Source organism: Caballeronia sp. GAFFF2, assembly GCF_023631485.1.
GTDB lineage: Bacteria > Pseudomonadota > Gammaproteobacteria > Burkholderiales > Burkholderiaceae > Caballeronia.
In genome coordinates, this window is sequence record NZ_JALQDA010000025.1 from 81349 (window position 1) to 105538 (window position 24190).

General features: G+C 61.5%; 18 protein-coding genes, 1 tRNA gene and 1 CRISPR repeat array. Of the genes, 12 read left to right on the forward strand and 7 right to left on the reverse strand.

Translation table 11 applies throughout. The features are described from left to right. Positions 1-6: 6 nt before the first annotated feature. Positions 7-876 (reverse strand): sulfurtransferase, encoded by an 870-nt coding sequence (locus tag NCT04_RS16195; RefSeq protein WP_250466517.1) that lies wholly within the window; start codon positions 874-876, stop codon positions 7-9. 180 nt (positions 877-1056) lie between these two features. Beyond that, the gene (locus tag NCT04_RS16200; protein ID WP_244829179.1) at positions 1057-2163 is read right to left on the reverse strand and encodes an aromatic ring-hydroxylating oxygenase subunit alpha; all 1107 of its coding nucleotides are present in this window, start codon (positions 2161-2163) and stop codon (positions 1057-1059) included. A 309-nt stretch (positions 2164-2472) separates the two neighbouring features. On the opposite strand from NCT04_RS16200, the gene NCT04_RS16205 reads away from it, so the two are divergent. The 4 genes from NCT04_RS16205 (at position 2473) to folE2 (ending at position 6639) form a co-directional block, all read left to right on the forward strand. Beyond that, on the forward strand, positions 2473-2808 hold the full coding sequence (locus tag NCT04_RS16205) for an exodeoxyribonuclease VII small subunit (RefSeq protein WP_244829180.1): 336 nt from the start codon (positions 2473-2475) through the stop codon (positions 2806-2808). Further along, positions 2805-3692, forward strand: a complete 888-nt coding sequence (locus NCT04_RS16210; protein WP_250466518.1) for a polyprenyl synthetase family protein — start codon at positions 2805-2807, stop codon at positions 3690-3692. Before NCT04_RS16205 ends, NCT04_RS16210 begins: the two co-directional genes overlap by 4 nt. Before the next feature lie 79 nt (positions 3693-3771). After that, a complete protein-coding gene (gene dxs / locus NCT04_RS16215; RefSeq protein WP_244829182.1) occupies positions 3772-5688 on the forward strand; it encodes a 1-deoxy-D-xylulose-5-phosphate synthase in 1917 nt (638 codons plus the stop codon). A gap of 147 nt (positions 5689-5835) precedes the next feature. Beyond that, positions 5836-6639, forward strand: coding sequence for a GTP cyclohydrolase FolE2 (folE2, locus tag NCT04_RS16220; RefSeq protein WP_250466519.1), 804 nt, complete (start codon positions 5836-5838; stop codon positions 6637-6639). 8 nt (positions 6640-6647) lie between these two features. Here folE2 and NCT04_RS16225 read toward each other — a convergent pair whose 3' ends face one another. Further along, the gene (locus tag NCT04_RS16225) at positions 6648-7565 is read right to left on the reverse strand and encodes a LysR substrate-binding domain-containing protein (protein WP_250466520.1); all 918 of its coding nucleotides are present in this window, start codon (positions 7563-7565) and stop codon (positions 6648-6650) included. A 106-nt stretch (positions 7566-7671) separates the two neighbouring features. On the opposite strand from NCT04_RS16225, the gene NCT04_RS16230 reads away from it, so the two are divergent. Both NCT04_RS16230 and NCT04_RS16235 read left to right on the forward strand, forming a co-directional pair. After that, positions 7672-8916 (forward strand): MFS transporter, encoded by a 1245-nt coding sequence (locus tag NCT04_RS16230; protein WP_250466521.1) that lies wholly within the window; start codon positions 7672-7674, stop codon positions 8914-8916. 31 nt (positions 8917-8947) lie between these two features. Beyond that, entirely contained in the window at positions 8948-9574 is a 627-nt protein-coding gene (locus NCT04_RS16235) for a glutathione S-transferase family protein (protein ID WP_244829186.1), read from the forward strand. Between the two features lie 207 nt (positions 9575-9781). Here NCT04_RS16235 and tsaD read toward each other — a convergent pair whose 3' ends face one another. Beyond that, positions 9782-10810, reverse strand: coding sequence for a tRNA (adenosine(37)-N6)-threonylcarbamoyltransferase complex transferase subunit TsaD (gene tsaD, locus NCT04_RS16240; RefSeq protein WP_244829187.1), 1029 nt, complete (start codon positions 10808-10810; stop codon positions 9782-9784). A 69-nt stretch (positions 10811-10879) separates the two neighbouring features. Here tsaD and NCT04_RS16245 point away from each other — a divergent pair, with 69 nt between their 5' ends. From NCT04_RS16245 to NCT04_RS16265, 5 genes are all read left to right on the forward strand, one after another. Further along, the gene (locus NCT04_RS16245; protein WP_250466522.1) at positions 10880-12091 is read left to right on the forward strand and encodes a BaiN/RdsA family NAD(P)/FAD-dependent oxidoreductase; all 1212 of its coding nucleotides are present in this window, start codon (positions 10880-10882) and stop codon (positions 12089-12091) included. A 317-nt stretch (positions 12092-12408) separates the two neighbouring features. Then, the gene (locus NCT04_RS16250) at positions 12409-12855 is read left to right on the forward strand and encodes a GatB/YqeY domain-containing protein (protein WP_244829189.1); all 447 of its coding nucleotides are present in this window, start codon (positions 12409-12411) and stop codon (positions 12853-12855) included. 19 nt (positions 12856-12874) lie between these two features. After that, positions 12875-14764 carry a DNA primase gene (dnaG, locus tag NCT04_RS16255; RefSeq protein ID WP_250466523.1) on the forward strand — a complete coding sequence of 630 codons (1890 nt, stop codon included), beginning with the start codon at positions 12875-12877 and terminating at the stop codon, positions 14762-14764. A 416-nt stretch (positions 14765-15180) separates the two neighbouring features. Next, entirely contained in the window at positions 15181-17241 is a 2061-nt protein-coding gene (gene rpoD / locus NCT04_RS16260; RefSeq protein ID WP_244829191.1) for an RNA polymerase sigma factor RpoD, read from the forward strand. A gap of 125 nt (positions 17242-17366) precedes the next feature. Beyond that, a tRNA-Ile gene (locus tag NCT04_RS16265) sits at positions 17367-17443 on the forward strand. A gap of 198 nt (positions 17444-17641) precedes the next feature. Here NCT04_RS16265 and NCT04_RS16270 read toward each other — a convergent pair. Further along, on the reverse strand, positions 17642-18574 hold the full coding sequence (locus tag NCT04_RS16270; RefSeq protein WP_250466524.1) for a M23 family metallopeptidase: 933 nt from the start codon (positions 18572-18574) through the stop codon (positions 17642-17644). A 576-nt stretch (positions 18575-19150) separates the two neighbouring features. Between NCT04_RS16270 and NCT04_RS16275 the strand changes: the two genes are divergently transcribed. Then, a complete protein-coding gene (locus NCT04_RS16275; protein WP_250466525.1) occupies positions 19151-20863 on the forward strand; it encodes an OmpA family protein in 1713 nt (570 codons plus the stop codon). Between the two features lie 428 nt (positions 20864-21291). Here NCT04_RS16275 and ompA read toward each other — a convergent pair whose 3' ends face one another. Together ompA and NCT04_RS16285 are read right to left on the reverse strand one after the other, a co-directional pair. After that, positions 21292-21957 (reverse strand): outer membrane protein OmpA, encoded by a 666-nt coding sequence (ompA, locus tag NCT04_RS16280; RefSeq protein WP_250466527.1) that lies wholly within the window; start codon positions 21955-21957, stop codon positions 21292-21294. Between the two features lie 311 nt (positions 21958-22268). Beyond that, the gene (locus tag NCT04_RS16285; RefSeq protein ID WP_350030015.1) at positions 22269-22541 is read right to left on the reverse strand and encodes a putative hemolysin; all 273 of its coding nucleotides are present in this window, start codon (positions 22539-22541) and stop codon (positions 22269-22271) included. Between the two features lie 623 nt (positions 22542-23164). Further along, a CRISPR array of direct repeats spans positions 23165-24092; the repeat unit is 28 nt; unit sequence GTTTGCTGCCGCGTAGGCAGCTGAGAAA. Positions 24093-24190: the final 98 nt, after the last annotated feature.

Below are 24190 nucleotides of genomic sequence, written 5' to 3' on the forward strand. Positions count from 1 at the left end.
CGAGCCTCAAGGTTTCGCGCCGGTCGCAACGGGCCTGCCCGGATCCGCGCTCCATTCGCTCCACGATCCCGGATACAACGCCGCGCCGTGCAGACCGGCAATCTCCATGGCGAGCGCGTTATGACACGCCGTCACGCCCGAGCCGCATTGCAGCACGATGCGGTCGGTGGGCGTGGCGCCGATCAGCGAGCCGAACGCATCGCGTAATTCGTGCGCGGTCTTGAAGCGGCCTTCCGGCGTCAAATTGTCCTTGAAGAAGCGATTCAGCGCGCCGGGAATGTGACCGCCGACGGGATCGAGCGTCTCGTTCTCGCCGCGATACCGGTCCGCGGCGCGCGCGTCGATCAGCAGATGGTCGCGCGTGCCGATGCTGCGTTCGATCGCCGGGGCATCGATGGTGACGGCAAGCGGCGCGGCGGCCTTGAACGTGCCGTCTGTCTTTTGCGGCGCGGCGGTATCGAGTGGCTGACCTGCTGCCTCCCACGCGGGCAAACCGCCGTCGATCAGCGCGACGGAATCGTGACCGAGCCAACGCAGCAGCCACCACAAACGTGACGCGTACATGCCGCCTTGCGCGTCGTAGGCGACGACTTGCTGGCCTTCGTTTAGCCCGAAGCTCGCGAGTTTTTCGACGAGCGCGCCGCGTTCGGGCAACGGATGGCGTCCGTTCGCCCCCGTCTTGACGCCGGACAAGTCGCGGTCGAGATGAAGATAGTGCGCGCCCGGAATATGACCTTGGGCATAAGCCGCTGCGCCGGATTCAGGCGCGGCGAGGTCGAATCGGCAATCGAACACGAGCACGCTGCCGGGCGCGGCGGCGAGCCGTTCGGCAAGATTCGTCGCCGAGATGAGCGTGGTGTAGTGGGTGTGCGGCATGACGGCTCCTGTGTCGGACAGAGTGTGCGCTTCGGCGCGCGACCCCGATCCCTTGCAAAGCGTCCGCGCCCGGTCGTGTCAATCGCCGCGCGCGTGAAGTGGGGATACAGCTAGTCTAAACAAAAAGGCGGACTCGAAAGCCCGCCTTTTCATGATTCCCGCGCGATAGCCGAACGGCGTTCAGATGGCCCCGAGCTGATGCCGCAGAAACTCGTGGAAATGCTGCATGCCGGATTCCATCGGACTCTGATACGGCCCGACCTGATTCTCGCCACGCGACATGAGCGCGCGCCGGCCGGCGTCCATGCGTTCGGCAATTTCATCGTCCTCACGCGCGGTTTCCATATAGGCCGCACGTTCCGCCTCGATGAATTCGCGCTCGAAAAGCGCAATCTCCTCGGGATAGTAGAACTCGACGATGTTGGTCGTCTTCTGCGTGCCCTGCGGGATCAGCCACGACACCACCAGCACGTGCGGATACCACTCGATCATGAGACCGGGGTAATACACCATCCAGATGGCGCCGAATTCGGGCGGCGTACCGTTACGGAAGCGCAGGACTTCGTCGTGCCATTTGCGATACGTCGGGCTGCCCGGCTTCTCCAGATTCTTGTGCACGCCGACGGTCTGGACGCTGTACCAGTCGCCGAATTCCCACTCGAGGTTGTCGCACGACACGAAGCTGCCGAGTCCCGGATGGAACGGCGCGACGTGATAGTCCTCCAGATAAACCTCGATGAAGGACTTCCAGTTGTAGTTGCACTCGTGCACTTCGACGTGATCGAACATATAGCCCGAAAAGTCGAAATGACGCGCCGTGCCGAGTTTCGCGAGATCGGCCGCGACATTGCGACCCGCGGCCTCGAAGAGAAGGCCTTGCCAGTTTTGCAGCGGCGTGGCGCCGAGATTCAAGCAGGGCTTGTCGGCGAAATGCGGCGCGCCGAGCAACTGGCCGTTCAGATCGTACGTCCAGCGATGCAGCGGGCAGACGATGTTGTCCGCGCTGCCGCGACCGTTCAGCATGATTGCCTGGCGATGGCGGCACACGTTCGACAGCAATTCGATATTCGACTGCTGATTGCGCACGAGCACGCGCCCTTCGCCCTCGCCAGGAAGCGCGAAATAGTTTCCCGCTTCGGGAACCATGAGTTCATGCCCGACGTAGCGTGGACCAAGCTTGAAAAGTGTTTCGATTTCGCGCGTAAGAAGCGCTTCGTCAAAGTAAGCCGTGACTGGCAACTGACTGTGAATGGCATTCAGTTGCAATGCATTGCTCAGATTGGACATTCCCACTCCCGTTAAGACGTGAAAGCAGTGAACAACCCAACCATCGAAGATTCGATTTAGGGAGCCCGCGATTATACCGAAATCCGCCACACTCGGGCGTATAAGGTCTTGATTTGGGTATAAATTGTTGCAGGAGTTCCGTTCAAAGCCGGCGCGAGGGCGTCGCGTCCCTACGCCGGGCGGCTGTGGCGCAAGCTCAAGGATTAGCCGTCTCCACGCTTTGCGACGGACGTGTTTCGGGTCGAAAAACTGGCTTTTGCCGTAGAATGTGCGACTTGGTTCCAAAATACATTTGCACATCCACGATTCATGGCGAAGACCGCTGTCCCCGATACACGCGAAGAAACCGGTGCAGGCGCGCTTGCCAACGACGCCGCGCCGCTTCCGGAAAACTACGAAACAGCGCTCGCGGAACTCGAATCACTCGTCGGCCGCATGGAAGCGGGCGCGCTGAGTCTCGAGGAGTCGCTCGCGGCATACCGGCGCGGCGCCGCGCTTGTGGGCTTTTGCCAACAACAGCTCGAAAAAGTCGAGCAGCAGGTGCGCGTGCTCGATGGCGAGACGCTCAAGCCGCTGCCCGTCGAGGTACAGCGCGCGACCCAGGGTGCAGGAGCCACCAACGACCGAGGGGACGACGACCTATGAGCTTCGAACAATGGATGCGTGCCACGCTCGATCGCGTCGAGACCGCGCTGGAGCACTATCTGCCGGGCACGGACATCGCGCCGGCGCGTCTGCACGAAGCCATGCGGTACGCGGTGCTGGGCGGCGGCAAGCGTGTGCGGCCGCTTCTCGTGCACGCTGCGGGCGAACTGACCCACGCGAGCGCGCCGGCCGTCGAAGCGGCAAGCGCGGCGCTCGAAATGATTCACGTCTATTCGCTCGTGCATGACGATATGCCCGCAATGGACGACGACGCGTTGCGTCGCGGCAAGCCCACGGTACACGTGCAATATGACGAAGCGACGGCACTGCTCGTCGGCGACGCGTTGCAGTCGCAGGCGTTCGTCGCGCTGACATCCGAAGGCAATGGTCTGAGCGATACCCAGCAGGCCGCGCTCGTGCGCGAACTGGCGCTCGCAAGCGGCTCGCTCGGCATGGCGGGCGGTCAGGCCATCGATCTCGAAAGCGTCGGGCGCAAGCTGTCGCGGCCGGAGCTCGAAACCATGCATCGCAAGAAGACGGGCGCGTTGCTGCGCGCCTCGGTGCGCATGGGTGCGCTCGCGGGCGAACGTCCGGACGCCAAGGCGCTCGCGGCGCTCGATCATTACGCCGCCGCGGTCGGCCTCGCGTTTCAGGTGGTGGACGATATCCTCGATGTCACGGCGGACTCCGCCACGCTTGGCAAGACCGCGGGCAAGGATGCGCAGCACGACAAGCCCACGTATGTTTCGATCATCGGGCTGGACGCGTCGCGCGAACTCGCCGCGCAACTCGGCCGCGATGCGCACGCTGCAATAGAGCCGTTCGGCGCGCGCGGACAGCGCCTGGCCGAACTTGCCGACCTGGTTGTGAACCGGGTGCACTGAACGTTGAATGCGTGACGAACCCCACGGCGCAATGACCGCGTTGAACGAATGACGCCAGTTTTCCTAAAATGGGACGACGATGTACGACTTGCTGAAAACCATCGACGATCCGGCCGACCTTCGCGCCCTCGATCGACGCCAACTGCAGCCGCTTGCCGACGAACTGCGGGCCTACGTGCTCGACAGCGTGTCGCAGACGGGCGGCCATCTCTCGTCCAATCTCGGCACGGTAGAGCTGACGATCGCGCTGCATTACGTATTCGATACGCCGAATGACCGTATCGTTTGGGACGTCGGCCATCAGACGTATCCGCACAAGATCCTGACAGGCCGACGCGACCAGATGCACTCGTTGCGTCAGTTGAACGGCATTTCGGGCTTCCCGCGCCGCAGCGAGTCGGAGTACGACACGTTCGGCACGGCGCATTCGAGCACGTCGATATCGGCGGCGCTCGGCATGGCGATCGCCAACAAGCTGCAGGGCGACAACCGCTATTCCATCGCCGTGATCGGCGACGGCGCGATGACCGCGGGCATGGCCTTCGAGGCAATGAACAACGCCGGCGTCGCCGACGACGTGCCCTTGCTCGTGATCCTCAACGACAACGACATGTCGATCTCGCCGCCCGTGGGCGCGTTGAATCGTCATCTCGCGCGTCTGATGTCGGGCCGCTTCTACGCCGCCGCGCGCGCCGGTGTCGAACGCGTGCTGCGCGTCGCGCCGCCCATGCTCGATCTCGCCCGCAAGCTCGAAGAGCACGCGAAGGGCATGATCGTGCCAGCCACGCTCTTCGAAGAGTTCGGCTTCAACTACATTGGGCCGATCGACGGTCACGATCTCGATTCGCTCATTCCGACGCTGCAGAACATCAAGGAACTGCGTGGTCCGCAATTCCTGCACGTCGTGACCAAGAAAGGCCAAGGCTACAAGCTCGCCGAAGCCGATCCGGTGCTCTATCACGGTCCCGGCAAATTCAATCCGGCCGAAGGCATCAAGCCATCGACGGCGCCCTCGAAGAAAACCTACACGCAGGTGTTCGGCGAATGGCTGTGCGACGCTGCCGCGCAAGACTCGCGCGTGGTTGCCATCACGCCTGCCATGCGCGAAGGCTCGGGCATGGTCGAATTTGAAAAGCGCTTCCCGGATCGTTATTACGATGTCGGCATCGCCGAGCAACATGCGGTGACGTTTGCGGGCGGCTTGGCTGCAGACGGCATGAAGCCCGTCGTCGCCATCTACTCGACTTTCCTGCAGCGCGCGTACGACCAGCTGATCCACGACGTCGCGCTGCAGAATCTGCCAGTGGTGTTCGCCATCGACCGCGCGGGTCTCGTCGGCGCGGACGGTGCAACGCACGCGGGCAATTACGACCTCGCGTTCCTGCGCTGCATCCCGAACATGACGGTGATGGCCGCATCCGACGAAAACGAATGCCGTCAGATGCTCTACACCGCGCTTCAGCAGCCGAACCCGACAGCCGTGCGGTATCCGCGTGGCGCGGGCACGGGCGTGGCAACCGTCAAACAAATGACCGCCATTCCGCTTGGCAAGGGCGAGGTGCGCCGCGAGTCGTCGCAGAAACTCGGCTCGGGCAAGCGCATCGCCGTTCTCGCGTTCGGCACCATGGTCGCGCCGTCGCTCGTTGCCGCCGAAGAGTTGGATCTGACGGTGGCCAACATGCGCTTCGTGAAGCCTGTCGACGCCGACTTGCTGCGCGAACTCGCCGCCACTCACGACGCGCTCGTGACCATCGAGGAAGGTGCGATCATGGGTGGTGCGGGTTCGGCATGCGTCGAAGCGCTGCTGGCCAGTTCGGTCGTGAAGCCCGTGCTTCAGCTTGGTTTGCCGGACGTCTTTATCGATCACGGCGATCCCGCGAAGCTGCTTGCAAGCGTCGGTCTGGACGGCGCAGGTATCGCGAAATCCATTCGCGAGCGCTTTCTCAACGCGGTCGTGAGCGCCCAGCCGGGCAAGCTGGAAAAGCGCGTCGCCTGACGTTTCAGCCTAACGCGGCGCGCTCGGGGCGCGCCGTGCTTTGCACTTAGTCTCTACACGGCGCGGGCCGCAATCCGCGCCGTGTTCGCTTACGAGTTATGAAGCGCGCTTTCAGGAAAGACCGCGCGAGCCCAAGGACAAGAATCAATGAACCAGATGAATCCCGCCTTCGTGATGCCCGACGTTCAAAGCACGCCTGATACGCGTCAGATCGCCATTGCGCGTGTCGGCGTGAAGGGAGTGCGGCATCCGTTGTCGGTGCGGTCGGCAAACGGCGTGCAGCCGAGCGTTGGCGTATGGAACCTCGATGTGCATCTGCCCGCCGAGCAAAAGGGCACGCATATGTCGCGTTTCGTCGCGCTGCTCGAGGAGAATCGCGAGCCGCTCGATCAAACTTCCCTGCGTGCGCTGCTCGTCTCGATGCTGACGAAACTGGAGGCGCATTCCGGCCGTATCGAAGTGAGTCTGCCTTACTTCGTCATGAAGACCGCGCCGGTGTCCGGCGTGCAGAGTCTCCTGGATTACGACGTAAGCTTTATTGCCGAAACGCACGACGGCGAAACGCGCATGACCATGAAAGTGCTCGTCCCCGTTACGAGCCTTTGTCCTTGCTCGAAGAAGATTTCGCAGTACGGCGCGCACAATCAGCGCTCGCACGTGACCATCACGGCGGAGTTGGCGGGCGAAGTCGCGGTGGAAGAACTGGTGCGAATCGCCGAGGAAGAGGCGTCGTGTGAATTGTGGGGCTTGCTCAAGCGGCCCGACGAAAAGTTCGTGACCGAGCGTGCGTATGAAAATCCGAAGTTCGTCGAGGACCTCGTGCGCGACGTGGCCACGCGGCTGAATGCCGATACGCGCATCGTCGCTTATGTGCTCGAAGCCGAAAACTTCGAGTCGATCCACAATCACAGCGCGTATGCGGTGATCGAGCGCGACAAGCGCCTCGGTTGAGCGAAGGCTCAAGCCGCCACGGTTTGAGTCGATGCGTGCATTTCGCGCACCGAATCCATCACGAGTGACGCGAGCCGGTCTACCACGGGCGATCCCGCGCCCGATCCGCGATGCAGCGCGAGCGGAATCGACGGCAGCGACGGTAAGCCGCTCTCATCGCATTCGAGGGCGCGCACCGTGGTTGGCACGCCATAGGCCGTGCGCACCGTCACGCCGAGACCTGCGGCGGCGGCCGCCCACAATCCCGACAGACTCGGACTCGTGAACGCGATGCGCCACTTGATGCCCGCGCGATCCAGCGCCGCGGCGGCGGCGCTGTGAAAGAGACACGGGCGGTCGAACGCGATCAACGGTAGCGGCTCGTCCGGATCGAACTGCCACGGTACTGTCGATGACACGATCCAGCGCATCGGCGGCGCGGCGATCGGTTGAGGGAGGCTGGTCGCGTTGCCAACGTCGGTTGCGCTGCCTGCGCCCCAGACGAGCGCGAGATCGAGCTGACCCGCCTCGATGCGCTCCAGCAATTCGGTGTTGCGCGCCACCCGCGCTTCGATTCGCACTTTCGGATGCGCCCGCGCAAAGCGGCCCAGCACTTCCGGCAGCAAAACTTCGCCGAAGTCTTCCTGCAGACCGAGCCGTATCCAGCCTTCGAGGTCGACGCCGCGCACCGCGACCGCCGCTTCATCGTTCAATTCGACGAGACGGCGCGCATAGGCGAGCATCACCGTGCCCGCGTCGGTGAGCGCGAGCCCACGACCCGATTTACGAAAAAGCGGCGTGCCCGCCTGCTCTTCCAACTTGCGGATCTGCGCGCTGACGGCGGAAGTCGAGCGACCGACGCGGTCCGCGGCCTTGGCGAAACTTCCTAAGTCCATGCCCGCGACGAAGCTGCGAAGGACCGCGAGGTCGAACGTGGTTTGAGTCATGGCAACAATCCTGTTTTATCGAACGATCGATGCAAAACTTTGCTATTTTCAGGATGATCGTATGCCGTCACACTGGGTTCAGTCAAATTGAAAACAGGGCGGCGACATGGCAACTCCTTTAACCTTGAACGCAGCGTCGCGTTCGAGCGCGCATCGATGGAAAGTGCTCGGCGTGGGCGTGGCCGCCAACGCGAGTTTTTCGGCGGCAATCGGCGGCATTCCGACGACGGCCGTCTGGATGCGCAGCGGCTATCACTTCGGCAACGGCGAAGTCGGACTCGTGCTCGGCGCGCTCGGGCTGGGGCTTGCGGTATCGGAACTTCCTTGGGGATTGCTCACCGACCGCTGGGGCGACCGGCCCGTCTTGCTGACGGGACTGTTCGCGACGGCTGCCGTGCTGCTCGGCATGAGCGTCTTCGCGGTGCCGTCGGGCTTCGGCGCGGCGCCCGCGCTCGGCTGGCTCGTTTTCGCGATGTTCCTGCTAGGCACGCTCGGTGGCAGCGTCAACGGATCGAGCGGGCGCGCGGTCATGGCGTGGTTTGGCGAAGGCGAGCGCGGTCTCGCGATGAGCATCCGCCAGACCGCCGTGCCGATGGGTGGCGGTCTGGGCGCGGCGTTGCTGCCGTGGCTCGCTTCATCGCACGGTTTTGGCGCGGTGTTCGGCACGCTCGCCGCAATGTGCGCGATCTCCGGCGCATTCACCTGGCGCTGGCTGCATGAGCCCCCGGAAAGGTCGCATCGCGCGGACGCGGGGGTATCGCAGGCAACGACGGTTGCGCCGTTGAGAGATGCGCGGATCTGGCGCGTGGTGCTCGGTATCGGCGTGCTGTGCGTGCCGCAATTCGCGGTGCTGACCTTCGCGACGGTTTTCATGCACGACGCGGGACACTTCGGCGTCGCGGCGATCAGCGCGACGATGGGCGCGCTGCAACTCGGCGCCATGATCATGCGCGTCTGGAGCGGCCGTCATACGGATCGTCGCGGCAACCGGCGCCCGTATTTGCGGGGATCGGTGGTGGTCGCGTCGGTGTCGTTCGTGGCGTTGGCGGCGGCGACCGCGCTGGGCGTCGCGCAGCTTCCGTACTTGCTCGCGGCGATGCTGGTCTTCGCGGGCATTTGCGTATCGGCATGGCATGGGGTGGCGTACACCGAACTCGCCACGCTCGCCGGCATGCAGCGCGCCGGCACGGCGCTCGGCATGACCAACACGGCCGTCTACGTGGGCTTGTTCGTGACGCCGCTCGTCATTCCGCATGTGCTGGCGGCGACTTCGTGGCCGGGCGTGTGGCTGCTGGCGGGCGTGTGCGCGTTGCTCGCGTGGCCATTGTTTCCGAAGCCCGCGCGCGCTTAAACTGTTCGACCCGAACTTTGCGGAGTGCGTCGTGATTCTCATCGGCCAATACGATTCCCCGTTTGTCAGACGCGTGGCCATTGCGCTGAATCTTTATGGCATTGGCTACGAGCATTGGCCATGGTCGACTTTCGGCGATGCCGGCAAGATCGCGCCGTTCAACCCGCTCTCGCGCGTGCCGACGCTCGTGCTGGAGTCGGGCGACACGGTGATCGAGAGCGCGACGATCCTCGACTATCTCGATGAACTCGCCGGCGACGACCGCGCGATGATTGCGCAAAGCGGCGCGCAGCGTCGTGCGGCGCTGAAGGTGTGTGCGCTCGCGACGGGTCTCGCGGACAAGGCTGTGGCGCTGGTCTACGAGCGCGTGATGCACGCGGAAAAGTCGCAGGCTTGGGTCGAGCGCTGCACGGGGCAGATCGAACGCGTGCTCGACGTGCTGGAAGCGGATCGCGCGGCGCGACCGACGCCTTTCTGGTTCGGCGATGCAATCGGTCACGCGGATATCGCCGTTGCGTGCGCGCTGCGGTTCGTGCGCGAAGCGCATGGGGCGTTGGTCAGCGGGAATCGCTGGCTGGCGTTGATCGCGCATGGCGATCGGTGTGAGGCGCTGCCGGCGTTCGGGGCGGTTGTGCAGGCGTTCGATCCGCCGAAATGAACGTTGGAGCCACGCCCTTTTCCTCATTTGGCGATGCAGTGGCCGCGCGAATATCGCCGTGCGTGCCGCGCTTCGCGCGCAAGGCGCATGCGTTGCTCATTCGTGAGCGCGTTGGTCGCGTGTTGCGATCCGTGTGGGCCTTGGCTGAGTCGAGACTGTCGTGCGGTCAATTCAGCAAACCAGACTTCGCACGAAGCCACGCAAAGATCAAACTCGCGCCAGCGAACTCAAATCCCATCTGGGCTTCACCGTAAATGCATAATCCCGCCCGGCCTGCTCCGGCCAGCGGGCAAGCCGCAACGCGCCCGCCAGCGCGATCATCGCGCCGTTATCGGTGCAAAGCGCCAGGTCGGGGTAATGCACGTCGAAGCGCCGCTTCCTTGCCGCAGCCGACAACGCCTCGCGCAACTGCCGGTTCGCGCCCACGCCGCCCGCCACGACCAGCCGCTTCAGCCCGGTTTTCTTGAGCGCCGCGAGCGACTTGGCGACGAGCACGTCGACGGCTGCATCGACGAAACCTCGCGCCAGATCCGCCTTTGCCTGCTCGCAGACATTCGCGCCGAGCTTGCGGCTTTGAGTCAGCACGGCGGTCTTCAAGCCGCTGAAGCTGAAGTCGAGATCGCCTGAATGCAGCATCGGACGCGGCAGCGTGACCGCGCCCGGCGTGCCGAATTCCGCCAGCCGCGACACTTCCGGCCCGCCCGGATAACCCAGCCCGAGCAGCTTTGCGGTCTTGTCGAAGGCTTCGCCCGCCGCGTCGTCGAGCGTTTCGCCGAGCGTCTCGTAGACGCCGATATCGGTGACGCGCATCAGTTGCGTATGGCCGCCCGATACGAGCAGCGCGACGAACGGAAACGGCGGCGGGGCATCGACGAGCAGCGGCGACAACAGGTGTCCTTCGAGATGATGGATGCCGACAGTGGGTTTGTCCCATGCCATCGCCAGCGCATTGGCGATGCTCGCGCCCACCAGCAGCGCGCCCGCGAGCCCCGGACCTTGCGTGAACGCGATGGCATCGATGTCGGCGCGCGCGGCGTGGGCCTCGGCCATGACTTGTTCGAGGAGCGGCAGCGCCCGGCGGATGTGATCCCGCGAAGCCAGTTCGGGCACCACGCCGCCGTACTCGCGATGCATCGCGATCTGCGAATGCAGGGCATGCGAGAGGAGGCCGCGCTCCGTGTCGTAGAGGGCGAGGCCGGTTTCGTCGCAGGAGCTTTCTATGCCGAGAACTAGCATGGGTTGAGCGCTTGAAGGGAACAGAAAAGTATAGCAGTGTAACGACGCCCCCCAGTTACAATGCGCGCCATGGAATCCTTCGATATCGCCGTGATCGGCGCGGGCGCGGCCGGCATGATGTGCGCGGCAGTCGCCGCCCAGTCGGGGCGTCGCGTCGTGCTGATCGACCACGCCGAGCGTCTCGCCGAAAAAATCCGTATCTCGGGCGGCGGCCGCTGCAACTTCACCAATCTCAACGCGCAGCCGGCAAACTTCTTGTCGGCGAATCCGCATTTTTGCCGCTCCGCGCTCGCGCGCTACACGCCGCGCGACTTTCTCGCGCTCTTGAAGCAGTACCGCGTGAAATGGCATCAAAAGCACAAAGGCCAGCTTTTTTGCGACGATTCGAGCGAAACCATCATCGACGTGCTCAAAAGCGAATGCGATGCCGGCAGCGTCGCGTGGCGGCGCCCGGTGAGCGTCCACGAGATCCGGCACGACAGCGCGCGCTTCACGCTCGACACCTCGGCGGGCGCAATCGACGCGGCCGCGCTCGTCATCGCGACGGGCGGCTTGTCCATTCCGAAGATCGGAGCGACGGATTTCGGGTATCGCGTGGCGAAACAGTTCGGCCACAAGCTAGTCGAGACGCTTCCCGCGCTCGTGCCGCTCACTTTCACGTCCGCCGACTGGGCGCCGTTCGCGGCGTTGTCGGGGCTGTCGCTGCCGGTTCGCATCGGCACGGGCAAGGGCAAGACGCGAGGTGAATTCGACGAGGACTTGCTGCTGACGCATCGCGGGCTGTCCGGTCCGGGCGTGCTCCAGATTTCGAGTTTCTGGAATACGTCGGAGCCGATCCACGTCGATCTCCTGCCCGACGCCGACGCCACCGAACTCCTGCTCGAAGCCAAGGCGGGATCGAAGAAACAAATAGGCAATTTTCTCGCGGACCACGTTCCCGCACGGCTCGCGCACGCGTGGCTCGAAGCGCAGCACGTTTCCGTCGATGCCCGCCTCGCCGATCTCCCCGACCGCACGCTCAAGGGCCTTGGCGCGTCGTTGTCGGACTGGACGATCACGCCGAGCGGCACCGAAGGTTATCGCAAGGCCGAAGTCACGCGCGGCGGCGTCGATACCCGCGAACTCTCGTCCACGACGATGATGAGCGAGCGCGTCGCGGGCTTGTATTTCATCGGCGAGGCTGTCGATGTGACGGGCTGGCTCGGCGGCTACAACTTTCAATGGGCGTGGGCTTCCGGCGTCGCGGCGGGCAAGGCCGCGGCGGAGTTCGCGCACGGCTGAGACGGGTCGTTCCGGCCGCCGTGGCGCGGTCTCGAAACGCCATCGCGCCTGCTATACTCGAACGGTTATCGGAGGATTCCGTATTTGTTCGAAGGCGCCTCGAAACGCGCGTTCGGGCACGGATTCTTTCGCTCCGGCTGACGTCACGATGGCCTCAAGCTTCGCTGCGGTTTCAACGGCCTCGCTCAAAGTCCCGCTTGAGGAAGCATTCCCAAGCGGGTTTTTGCTTTAGCGGAAAGGGTCGGGAGCCGCACGGGCACGCGTCGCGCCAGCCGGGTTTTCAATATCGCGAATTTCGCAATTGCACCGGGTGAACGATGAGCCTCAAGGATCAGATCAACGACGACATGAAAAATGCCATGCGCGCGCGCGAAACCGAGCGCCTCGGCACCATTCGCCTGCTGCTCGCAGCCATCAAGCAGCGAGAAGTCGATGAGCGCATCACGCTCGACGACACGGCCGTCGTCGCCGTCGTCGACAAGATGATCAAGCAGCGCAAGGACTCCATCAGCCAGTTTCAAGCGGCCAGCCGCGACGATCTCGTGGCGAAGGAAAACGCCGAACTCGCCGTGCTCGCGGCGTACATGCCCGAACAGCTTTCCGCCGATGCCATCGCCGCTGAAGTCGAGGCCGCCATCGCCGCAACGGGCGCAGCCGGCCCGCAAGACATGGGCAAGGTCATGGGCGCGCTGAAACCGAAGCTCGCGGGCAAGGCGGATATGACGGCCGTTTCCGCGCAGGTCAAGTCCGCGCTCGCCAAGTAATCAGCGGCGTTCGCCTACGTTGATACCGCACGCTTTCCTGCAGGATCTGCTCAACCGCGTCGATATCGTCGACGTGGTGGGCCGTTACGTCCAATTGAAGAAGGGCGGCGCGAACTTCATGGGTTTGTGTCCGTTCCATAACGAAAAGAGCCCGTCGTTCACGGTCAGTCCGACCAAGCAGTTCTATCACTGCTTCGGCTGCGGCGCGCATGGCACGGCCATCGGTTTTTTGATGGAGCATACGGGGCTGACGTTTCCAGAGGCCGTGAAGGACCTCGCGCAGTCGGCCGGTCTGACCGTGCCGCAGGAGCCGTCGTTTCGCGGCGGCGCGGGTGGCGCGGGCGGTGACGCCTATGCCAACGCGCCGAGCAAGGCCGTCAGCGTCGCGCTCACCGAAGTCATGCAGACCGCCTGCGACTTCTATCGCAAACAGTTGCGCGGCGCGCCTAACGCCATCGGTTATCTGAAAAAACGCGGCTTGACTGGCGAGATCGCGGCGCGCTTTGGCTTGGGCTACGCGCCCGACGGCTGGCAGAATCTCGAAAGCGCGTTCCCCGATTACCGCCATGAGAATCTGGTGGAAGCAGGGCTCGTAATCGTCAGCGAAAAAACCGACGCGCAAGGACAAGCGCGCCGCTACGACCGCTTCCGCGAACGTGTGATGTTCCCTATTCGAAATGTGAAGGGCAACGTCATTGGCTTTGGCGGGCGCGTGCTGGACAGCGGCGAACCGAAGTATCTGAATTCGCCGGAAACGCCTTTATTCAGCAAAGGCAGCGAGCTTTACGGCCTTTTCGAGGCGCGTCTTGCCATTCGTGAACTGGGTTATGCGCTCGTCGTCGAAGGTTATATGGACGTGGTCGCGCTTGCGCAGCTCGGTTTTGCGAACGCCGTCGCCACGCTCGGCACGGCTTGCACGCCGGCCCACGTGCAGAAGCTTTTTCGACAGACGGAAACGGTGGTCTTCAGCTTCGACGGCGACTCCGCCGGCCGACGCGCCGCGCGCCGCGCACTCGAAGCCGCGCTGCCGCACGCAGCGGACAACCGCACGATCAAATTTCTGTTTTTACCGAAAGAGCACGATCCGGACAGCTATGTGCGCGAATTCGGTGCCGACGGTTTCGGTGAGCAAGTCGACCGCGCAATGCCGCTGTCGCAATTTCTGCTCAACGAGGTGCTAAACGACAAGGAACTCGACCAGCCCGAAGGCCGCGCGAAGGCCCTGTTCGACGCGAAGCCGCTGTTGCAGGCGCTGCCCGCCAACGCGTTGCGCGTGCAGATTCTGCATATGCTGGCCGACCGCCTCGCTACGCCGTTCACGGAAATCGCCGCACTTTGCGACATCGACTCGCGTGCTGCCGCCGTCGCCCGCGCGATGGTGCCGAGGAGCGAACGCCGGCGTGTCACGGGTCAGGAACAGCGCGCGCTACGCAATCTGGTGATGTATCCAGGCATCGCGGCATCGCTCGATCGAATCAGCGAACGCACGCTCGTCACCATGACCGAGCATGGCGAACTGTTCAGCGAAGTCATCGCGCATGCGCGCGAACTGGGCACGAGCGCGGAATTTCAGATGCTTTCAGACATCTTGAGAAACGCAGCAAACGCGCCCACCTACGAGGATATCTTCCAGGAAATTCTCGCCTATGATGAAAACGTGCGGGATTTACTGATGCGCGATCCGTCAGATGAGGACGCCGCGCAGCGTGTGGAAGAGCAGAAACGCCTGCTCGCCGAAGAGTTGCAGGCGACGGTACTGAAATTGCAACACGACAGTTATCGCGCGCGGCTGGATTTGCTGGCGCGGCAGCCGGGACTTTCGCCGGAAGAGGTTGCGGAGTTCTCGGAGCTTTCGGCGAAGATCGCGCAGATCAAGGCGGGACGGGCGGCTAGCCCTGAAGCCGGATAGCGAGATGCTATAATAAAATGTTAAAAAGTAGTTGCTTTTTGTCAATTCCTCTCCCGTTTCGAAGGGCGAAATCCCTTTATTGGTGCGTGGAATAGTTAGCGAAGGAAGCAGGGAAGTTGCAGCAAGGCGCTGGCCGAATCGGCTGTGGGAGTCATGTAAAAGCGGTGCGCAGCACGCGTTTGAACATTGCTCCGACACGAAACGGACAGGAAAGCACGCCGACGTACAGACGGGCGCAAGGGAAGCGGCTGCTATCGTGGTGAAGGGCGTATGACGAATTCGCCGTGATGAACCGCGACGGATTCAACCGCGATGGCGCCCCGGGCAGGGCACGCAGGACGATGCAGCGTGCGCATTTGGTATTTACGGTTCCATCGGCTGTTGTCCAGCAGCCGCGAGTCGAGACTAAAGCCTGTATGGCGAACTCCATGACGAAAAAGCTGAACGATGTACCCGTCGAAGACGACGCAACGCAAACTGCGGAGCCCACCGCCGCGCCTGCGGCGAAGGTCGAAAAGGCCAAGGCTCGCGACCGCCGTGCGAAGGAAAAGGCGCTTCTGAAGGACGCGTTCGCGTCGAGCGCGCCCGGCACTGTCGAGGAGATCGAGGAGCGCCGCTCGAAGCTTCGCGCGCTCATCAAACTCGGCAAGGAGCGCGGTTTCCTCACGTATGCCGAAATCAACGATCACCTGCCCGATAACTTTACGGAAACCGAGGCGATCGAAGGCATCATCAGCACGTTCAATGACATGGGCGTGGCGGTGTACGAGCAGGCGCCGGATGCCGAAACGCTCCTTCTGAACGACAACGCGCCGAACGCTTCTTCCGACGATGAAGTCGAGGAAGAAGCCGAAGTCGCGCTCTCCACCGTCGACTCCGAATTCGGCCGAACGACCGACCCGGTGCGCATGTACATGCGCGAGATGGGCACGGTCGAGTTGCTGACGCGCGAGGGCGAAATCGAGATCGCGAAGCGTATCGAAGACGGCCTCAAGCACATGGTCATGGCGATCTCCGCGTGCCCGACGACCATCGCCGACATTCTCGCGATGGCCGAGCGTGTGCAGAACGAGGAGACGCGCGTCGACGAACTGGTGGATGGCCTCATCGACCCGAACGCGGAAGACACCGACGGTTTTTCCGAACAGGAAGCCGAAGCGATAGAGACCGAGGACGTAGAGCAGCAATCGGACGAGGAAAGCGACGAGGAAGAGGACGACGACGATGGCGCGGCGCAAGCCAGCGCGAACGCCGCCCAACTCGAAGCGCTCAAGCGTCAGTCGCTCGAAAAGTTCTCGCTCATCAGCGAATGGTTCGATAAGATGCGGCGCGCCTACGAGAAGGAAGGCTACAAGTCGAAGGCCTATCTGAAGGCACAGGAAGCCATACAGACCGAACTCATGAGCATCCGCTTCACCGCGCGTACCGTCGAGCGTCTGTGCGACACGCTGCGCGCGCAAGTGGACGAAGTGCGCCAGGTCGAGCGGCAGATTCTGCACACGGTCGTCGACAAGTGCGGCATGCCGCGCGCGGAGTTCATCACGCGCTTTCCGGGCAGCGAGACTGATCTGGAGTGGGGCGACAAAGTAGTGGCCGAAGGGCACGACTACAGCGCCGTGCTCGAGCGCAATATCCCCGCGATTCGCGAGCAGCAGCAGCGTCTTTTGGATCTTCAGGCGCGCGTCGTGTTACCGCTCAAGGACTTGAAGGAAACCAACCGTCAGATGGCGGCGGGCGAACTGAAAGCGCGTCAGGCGAAGCGCGAGATGACCGAGGCGAATCTGCGTCTCGTGATTTCGATTGCGAAGAAGTACACGAACCGCGGCTTGCAGTTCCTCGACCTGATTCAGGAAGGCAACATCGGCCTGATGAAGGCGGTGGACAAGTTCGAATATCGGCGCGGCTACAAGTTTTCGACATACGCGACATGGTGGATTCGCCAGGCCATCACGCGCTCGATTGCGGACCAGGCGCGCACCATCCGCATTCCGGTTCATATGATCGAAACAATCAACAAGATGAATCGCATCTCGCGGCAGATTCTGCAGGAAACCGGGCTGGAACCGGACCCAGCGACGCTGGCCGAGAAGATGGAGATGCCGGAGGACAAGATCCGCAAGATCATGAAGATCGCGAAGGAGCCGATCTCCATGGAAACGCCGATCGGCGACGACGACGATTCGCATCTTGGCGACTTCATCGAAGATACGAACACGGTGGCTCCCTCCGATGCCGCGCTGCATGCCAGCATGCGCGATGTCGTGAAGGACGTGCTCGATTCGTTGACGCCGCGCGAGGCAAAAGTGTTGCGGATGCGCTTTGGCATCGAGATGAGCACGGACCACACGCTGGAAGAAGTCGGCAAGCAATTCGACGTCACGCGTGAGCGGATTCGGCAAATCGAGGCGAAGGCGTTGCGCAAGCTGCGGCATCCTAGCCGTTCGGACAAGCTCAAGTCATTCCTGGAAGGGAACTGATCGGATCAATGGGCTTGTAATGGAAGGCGTTGTGAGGCAAACTCGCAAACCTTCAGTTGTCGCGCAACGTTTGTATTAGAGAAAGCGCCGCCATGGCGCTTTCTTTTTGCCCTCTGCTTTCAAAAGGGCCGGAAGCTTAACTGGTATAAGCTGTCGACTCATAATCGACCGATAGTGGGTTCGAGCCCCACCCGGCCCACCAGCTTTTCCTCTCCGACGGGCCGTTTCACCTTGCCTCGCCCGGTTGCTCTCCTTAATCGCTTTGACGACTCGCAATCCCCGCAGGCGGCTGGCTCAACACAGAATGCGACCGGCCGCCTTACCGACGAAGACTGGCCGAAGCTCACGCACGCGCAGACAAGCCGTCAACGCGTCCATCACCTCATGCATCCGCGTTGCTCTAAGACAGCGAAAGATAGTCCGCCGGGTTGACCGGTTCGCCATGCACTCGGACCTCGAAATGAAGATGCGGACCCGTCGAGCGACCGGTAGAACCAACCTTGGCGATCGGTTCGCGCGGCAGCACCTTCTGCCCGACGCGCACCTCGACCTTCGATGCGTGACCGTAGAGCGTGAAAATGCCGTTCCCATGATCGATCTCGACCGCGTTGCCGTAACCTGGCATCGGTCCGGCGTGGATCACGCGACCGCCGGCGGCCGCGAGGATCGCTGTGCCCGTCGGCGCGACCAGGTCCATGCCGGGGTGGAAACTGAGGTGGTGCGTGAAAGGGTCCAGGCGGTTGCCAAACGGCGAACTGGTGCGCCCCAGCACGAGCGGACGGCGGTCCGGAAAAGCCTCCCACGCCGTTTCGTGCCGTGCCGCGCGCTGTTCGAGCGTCGTAAGTGTCGCCGAGACGCAGTCGAGTTCGCCACGGATGACTTGCGCATCCGCCTGCACCTCGCTCGTTCGACAAGGCCGTGGCGGCAGCTCGGGACCGCCCGCCGCATCGCTGCCAGACCGGCGCGTTGATGTCGCCGCCGCCCGGATGGCAGGCGCACGCGGCTGCGCGCGCAGGCGCTGGTTCAATGCGCTCAAACTGTCCAGCTGATTGGTGAGGCGCTCGGCGCGCGCATTCAGCGAAGCACTAGCGGCCTGCAGCCGCGTGAATTCGGCGGCCGCATAGGGAGATTGCGCTGGAGCAGCGTCGGCAATGGAAGACCCTTCGGACCCGTGGCGAGCATGTAGCGGCTGGAGACCGTAGTGCCCGAGCGCGAGGCCGGCGGCCAGCGCAAACGCGACCGCCGATCCCGCGGAGCCAACGATCGTGCGCAGCGCGCCGCGCCGCATCACGATATACAGATCGTTTTTCGAGCCCGATTTCATTGAAGCCATCTCTTTCTCCCAGCAATTAGCACGCGTTTTTGAGATAGTACGGATGCGTCGGCTCTACCCCTATCAGACAAGTCAGAGAAACTTGAGATAAATGCGCGTCCGGCTCGAATTCTTAAAAACACGATAAAACGCACGATTAACGACATCGATGGCTGAAAGCAAGGCGCACCACCACATTGAGGATTTTCGGGTCCAATGCTGCCAGACCGCTTTCTCCCGACGGTGTGTATAATCCGCGCGCTGTCAGAGAGATGTCGATAGTTGTCGAATCGCAATCAAGGACTCGACTCCTCACGAGTCAATCATTTGATTTACCCGCATGCTCTTCCAATTGCGGTATAAAAGTTTCAAACCGCATCCGGATCGCCATTAATTTTCGTCACTAAATCATGTGGTTGGCTTTGCCAGAAGCCAAGAGGCCACCTAGTCGCCAAGTCGTACTTACGCTTCCCATTGATTCAGCCCCAGCGATTTCACTCGCAATCCGACATCTTAAAAAAATAGCGGAGACGTATTAAGGACGTGTCAAGTGTCACGTCTGTATATCAAGTAGTTTGCACTTCAAGGTTATTTGCAATGAGCATCAATATTTTTCAAATCCTGGAAACGGTTTTGAACGGCGACGTCATCAAGACTCTTTCCGCAGAACTCGGAATCGAGCCTGACCTTATAAGCCAGGTAACGAGTAAAGCAGCCCCGGCGCTCGTCGCGGCCCTTACAAACCGCGCCAGCACGACCGAAGGTGCGCGTCACGTTTTTGCGGCAATCGCGTCGCCCGAGGCGAACGGTCAGATTGCCAGCCAAATCTCTCAGTCGATCGCAAGCCCGGCGAAGCTGGCGGCATTCGAAGCCGGCGGTCGCGAACTGATCGGCAAGGCGACGGGTGCGGACACCAACGCACTGGCCGAAGCCATTGCGCGGCATTGCGGCACGTCGCCATCGGCGAGCCTTTCGTTGTGCGGCGTGGTCGGTGCAGCCTTGATGGGCATCCTGAAGCAGCACTTCACCCAAGCGCGTGGGTCGGTCGGGCAACTGCCTACGCTGCTCGGGCATCAGTTGCCGGAGGTTCATGCGCACCTGACGGATCACATCGCGAGCGTGCTCGGACTTGGGACCGTGACCACGTTCGGCGCGGCAATTCTGTCGAAGCTCAAGGATGTGTCGGCACATTTCGAGCATCCGCAATCCGAACCGGCTCCGCTGCCGGCCCGAACCATCCTGGCGCAAGTTAAACAAGAACGCAAAAAGCCGACGCACAAGCGCTCGCATGCGTGGCTGTGGTGGTTGCTCGCGCTTGCCGCGCTCGTGCTCGCAATTTTCGCGCTGCGTTCGTGCAACAGCCAAAGCTCGACTGCGCCGGTTGCACGCCCTGAACCGGCCAGTAACGCGGCCGTTGCTTCGACTCCCGCCGTTGCGTCTGCACCGGTTGATGCTTCGGCCGCCTCCGTAGCGAACGCCTCGGACGCTTCGGCTGCCGTTGCAGCGTCGGCGCCCGCGGCGACGCAGGACGCGCGCGTGTCGTTCACGGTCGATATCACCGGGATGCCGACGGTCACGGCGACGGTTGGCAGCGAAGCCGAGAAGGCGCAGTTGCTCGACGCCCTGACGAAGAAGTTTGGCGAAGGCAAGTTCACAGCCAACATCACTGTCGATCCGGCAACGAAGCCGGCAGACTGGTTGACTCACCTCGACGGCCTGCTGCCGCTGATGGCCGTGCCGGGCGCCGAAGTGAAGGTCGTCGGGTCGCACGTCGAACTGGGCGGTTCGGTTGCCGATGTGAAGGCAGGCTGGCTCGATAAGCTCAAGGCGCTGTTCGGCTCGGGCTACGACATCAGTGTGTTCAACGTGCAGCAGGCCGTCGCGAGCGCGACGCAGTCATTCCGTGATGCGGTGAAGGGCTTCTTTGGCGCGAACGCATCGTGCGCGAATGCCGACGTGGCGAAGCTGCTCAACCTGCAAGTCATCAATTTCGCGACGGGCAAGTCGATGGTGCCGGTCACGGCAGCAGAAGATCTGCGTCAGTCGGCGAAGGTGCTGAAGACGTGCGCGAAGAGCAACAAGGCCGTCCAACTCGAAGTGGCGGGCTATTCGGACAACGTGGGCACGCCGGCGATGAACCTGGCACTGTCACGTCAGCGTGCGCAAGCAGTGCGCTCATATCTCGTGGCACACGGCGTGCCGGGATCGATGCTGAATGCGCAAGGCTACGGTGAAGCGACGCCTGTCGATAGCAACGATACGGAAAGCGGCCGCTTTCATAATCGCCGCATCGAGTTTCTGGCGAAGTAGTGAGGTTGTGTAGATGACGAAGACTGCCCGGTGAAAGCCGGGCAGTTTCGTTTTGACGGCTGGTTCGCAGTGTGTCGTTGGATGGCGACGAAGTGCCCACCGATGGCGGTTGTCGCTAGCCTGTTGGAAGAAGCACTTACGCTTCGAGCTTGTTGCGATTCAAGAGTCTTCGAAATCGCGTCTGTTCAAACGCTCTTCGACGGGCGAAAAGCTATTGAACGAAATCGGCGACGAGCGCGCTGCATTCGTCGAGATTCACTTTCTTCGTTCCCTAATGGGCCGAGATAATCCCGTGCCTTGGGGATTGCCGGCCTGCCAAGATTCCAGCGAAAGATAACAAGCAAGTCAGATGCAGCACTGGCGGCAGCGTGGCGATGTACTGCTCACACGGTCGTACTTATCAATGTGCATCTGAAATGGACTAACCCTTACTGCTGCGTCTGACGCTGCGTGCCAACCACTTCGACTTCCACGCGACGATCCGGCGCGAGGCAGGCGATAAGTTGCTTGCGGTTCTTCTGGTTGCAGCCCGTGGTGACCGGGTTGCGCTTGCCCTTGCTTTCCGCGTAGATATGGCTGGCGTCGATGCCCTTGCTGACGAGGTAAGCCTTGACAGCTTGCGCGCGACGCAACGACAGACGATTGTTGTACTTGTCCGAACCAAGGCGGTCGGTGTAGCCGGTAGCAACCACCACTTCCAGATTCACCGTGCCGAGTTTCGTCGCGAGATCGTCGAGCGCGCTCTTGCCAGCGGGCTTCAGAACTGCCTTGTCGAAGTCGAACAGCGCGTCAGCCTGATAGCTATATCTGGTGTTCCCAATAATAGGCGCTGTATTAGGCGGTGCATCGGTCGGTCTCTGTGGCACGGCTGCTAACACCAGCGCCCCATCGCATTTTGCGTTGGCCGTAGCCGGGGTCCAAAATGCGTCGCGCCAGCAGAGTTCGTTCGTGCCGTTCGTCCACACGTACTCGCCCGTACCGTTCACCCAGTTGTCGTTCACGGCTTGTCGTGTGGCCGGTACGGACTGCGCTGAAGCTGATGCGGTGATAACCGCGGTAGCCGCAATGAATGCGAGCTTTGAAAATTTGATCATTTTCTTTTTTCTAAATGAAGTTCTTGAGCGCCAATTGCCCTTTACTGCGCGAGCGATTTTCGCATTGGAGCGCAATCTAATTGGTCAAGAAAAGTCACGGCATCGAATACGTTTCATGACAGTCGCAAAGTTCTTGCGAACGTGATTCGAAGATGCTAAATCGTCCGGCAGTGGGTTCGTAAGCAGGCGGTTGCGTTGGCGCATGCAGTGTCGAATGTCATCGCCCGATACGCGCAGCTTTTGTTCGATTCAGCGCATCTTGCGAACTAACGCTGATTGCTGACCTATTTCGATATACGGTGTGTACAGCGTTATTTCTGACCGGGCGAGCATTGGCCGCGAAGTAGCGCCCATTCCTCGCAGGACTGACCCCCAGGGAAATGGCACATTCCGACCTGGCCATTGACGGTATCGACGATTTGAAGCGTTCCGCCTTGGCGAGTGCAGTTGACCGAAGCCGGATTGGCCAGTCCTATCCGCGAAGCAGGTTGATCCACCGTTGCGCCCGCAGCCGATGACGATGCCTGCGCGCAGGCAGTCAACATGAAGACGCCGGCAAATAGCGCAGTAAGGAGCTTGAACATGGTTGATCGATCTCCGATGCAAAAATCAGGGGAGGCTGAATATACCAACCGTCATGCCATTTATTCGACGGCGCTATGTTTTTGTACATTAGACGCGGCTTGCCGGTGCGCTTGTCTGTGGCATTCGTTGGGATGCCACTAGTTGATGTGCGCGTGTTGTATTCGAGATGGCGGCGGCAAGTTGGTGATCGACGGCGTCAGTTAGAAGACGAGGCGGTCAAGAGCGCGCGACGCTATGGAAGTTGGCATAGGGTTATTCATCTTTGACGCCCAAGGTTGCGTGTTTGCGGCTGCAAACGCTGGTCGTCGGAGTGCGAACGCTGACTTGTTATTTTGCTGGGATCGTCCCTTTATGATGCGAGCCGCTGGGCGATGCGATATGAGAAAGTGGGCTTCGATTTGCGTGTCGGCGGGATAGAATCTTTCGCGACGGAGCGGGGTACGCGGTTTGAGGTGGTGTGTACGCCGGTCCGCTGTTTGTAGTTGCGCATTACCCTTTTTTCGAGGCGGTTCTTCGTTGCTTGGATTATCAATGACTTAGGGTTGGGGTTTAGAATTAGGGGGCTTGGGCTGTAGTGGTGTCTTTCTTTTACGGATCAAGAGGATAGCGGTTGGATCGTCTAGTTTGCTGCCGCGTAGGCAGCTGAGAAAACTCATGCGGGCCGAATAATAGTCGACGGTCAGTTTGCTGCCGCGTAGGCAGCTGAGAAAATTGCGGCGGCCTTCATCGTCGTTTTTTCGTTGTTTGCTGCCGCGTAGGCAGCTGAGAAAGCAACGGATGCCGCCAGCATCACCGTATCGGAGTTTGCTGCCGCGTAGGCAGCTGAGAAAGCAAAGTTTTTCTGTCGCTGGACCGGAAGGGTGTTTGCTGCCGCGTAGGCAGCTGAGAAATTTTCAAAGTACTGTAGATCCGTACAGTACACGTTTGCTGCCGCGTAGGCAGCTGAGAAAGATAGAGCCTTGCATTGAAAATCCTTGCGTGAGTTTGCTGCCGCGTAGGCAGCTGAGAAAAAGCGCCGCAGCATGATGGCCGAATGGGCCGAGTTTGCTGCCGCGTAGGCAGCTGAGAAAGTACGTATGCGTAAACTCGATCTTTTCCTGCCGTTTGCTGCCGCGTAGGCAGCTGAGAAACATCTCCTGAATCAACGGCTCCATTTGATAGTGTTTGCTGCCGCGTAGGCAGCTGAGAAACGCAGGCCGAGCGCAGCTGCGACTGCGGAGATGTTTGCTGCCGCGTAGGCAGCTGAGAAATAAAGCCTTCAGCCGACAGCCGTGCGGCGAACGTTTGCTGCCGCGTAGGCAGCTGAGAAACGCAGGAGATCGCCGAGAATTATCTGATGCATGTTTGCTGCCGCGTAGGCAGCTGAGAAAATCTCTTGCGTCGGGTCCGCAGTCGGATTTCCGTTTGCTGCCGGGTAGGCAGCTGAGAAAATAAGTGACCTTTACCTGCTTCGCGTTAGCGTGTTTGCTGCCGCGTAGGCAGCTGAGAAACGACAACCGAGGCCACGAGAGAGTTGCAGGCCATTTACTGCCGCGTAGGCAGCTGAGAAAAAGGAACCCGGACCTATCCGTAATTCTGTGGGCGAGGCATATTATGAGAGGTAAAAGTCATGGATATGCCGATGAAGAAGAAACGCACCGTCGCTTCT

Coding starts and splice junctions, on each gene's coding strand:
- NCT04_RS16195 (WP_250466517.1), bottom strand. CDS start 876: ATGCCGCACACCCACTACACCACGCTCATCTCGGCGACGAATCTTGCC.
- NCT04_RS16200 (WP_244829179.1), bottom strand. CDS start 2,163: ATGTCCAATCTGAGCAATGCATTGCAACTGAATGCCATTCACAGTCAG.
- NCT04_RS16205 (WP_244829180.1), top strand. CDS start 2,473: ATGGCGAAGACCGCTGTCCCCGATACACGCGAAGAAACCGGTGCAGGC.
- NCT04_RS16210 (WP_250466518.1), top strand. CDS start 2,805: ATGAGCTTCGAACAATGGATGCGTGCCACGCTCGATCGCGTCGAGACC.
- dxs (WP_244829182.1), top strand. CDS start 3,772: ATGTACGACTTGCTGAAAACCATCGACGATCCGGCCGACCTTCGCGCC.
- folE2 (WP_250466519.1), top strand. CDS start 5,836: ATGAACCAGATGAATCCCGCCTTCGTGATGCCCGACGTTCAAAGCACG.
- NCT04_RS16225 (WP_250466520.1), bottom strand. CDS start 7,565: ATGACTCAAACCACGTTCGACCTCGCGGTCCTTCGCAGCTTCGTCGCG.
- NCT04_RS16230 (WP_250466521.1), top strand. CDS start 7,672: ATGGCAACTCCTTTAACCTTGAACGCAGCGTCGCGTTCGAGCGCGCAT.
- tsaD (WP_244829187.1), bottom strand. CDS start 10,810: ATGCTAGTTCTCGGCATAGAAAGCTCCTGCGACGAAACCGGCCTCGCC.
- NCT04_RS16245 (WP_250466522.1), top strand. CDS start 10,880: ATGGAATCCTTCGATATCGCCGTGATCGGCGCGGGCGCGGCCGGCATG.
- NCT04_RS16250 (WP_244829189.1), top strand. CDS start 12,409: ATGAGCCTCAAGGATCAGATCAACGACGACATGAAAAATGCCATGCGC.
- rpoD (WP_244829191.1), top strand. CDS start 15,181: ATGGCGAACTCCATGACGAAAAAGCTGAACGATGTACCCGTCGAAGAC.
- NCT04_RS16270 (WP_250466524.1), bottom strand. CDS start 18,574: ATGGCTTCAATGAAATCGGGCTCGAAAAACGATCTGTATATCGTGATG.
- NCT04_RS16275 (WP_250466525.1), top strand. CDS start 19,151: ATGAGCATCAATATTTTTCAAATCCTGGAAACGGTTTTGAACGGCGAC.
- ompA (WP_250466527.1), bottom strand. CDS start 21,957: ATGATCAAATTTTCAAAGCTCGCATTCATTGCGGCTACCGCGGTTATC.
- NCT04_RS16285 (WP_350030015.1), bottom strand. CDS start 22,541: ATGTTCAAGCTCCTTACTGCGCTATTTGCCGGCGTCTTCATGTTGACT.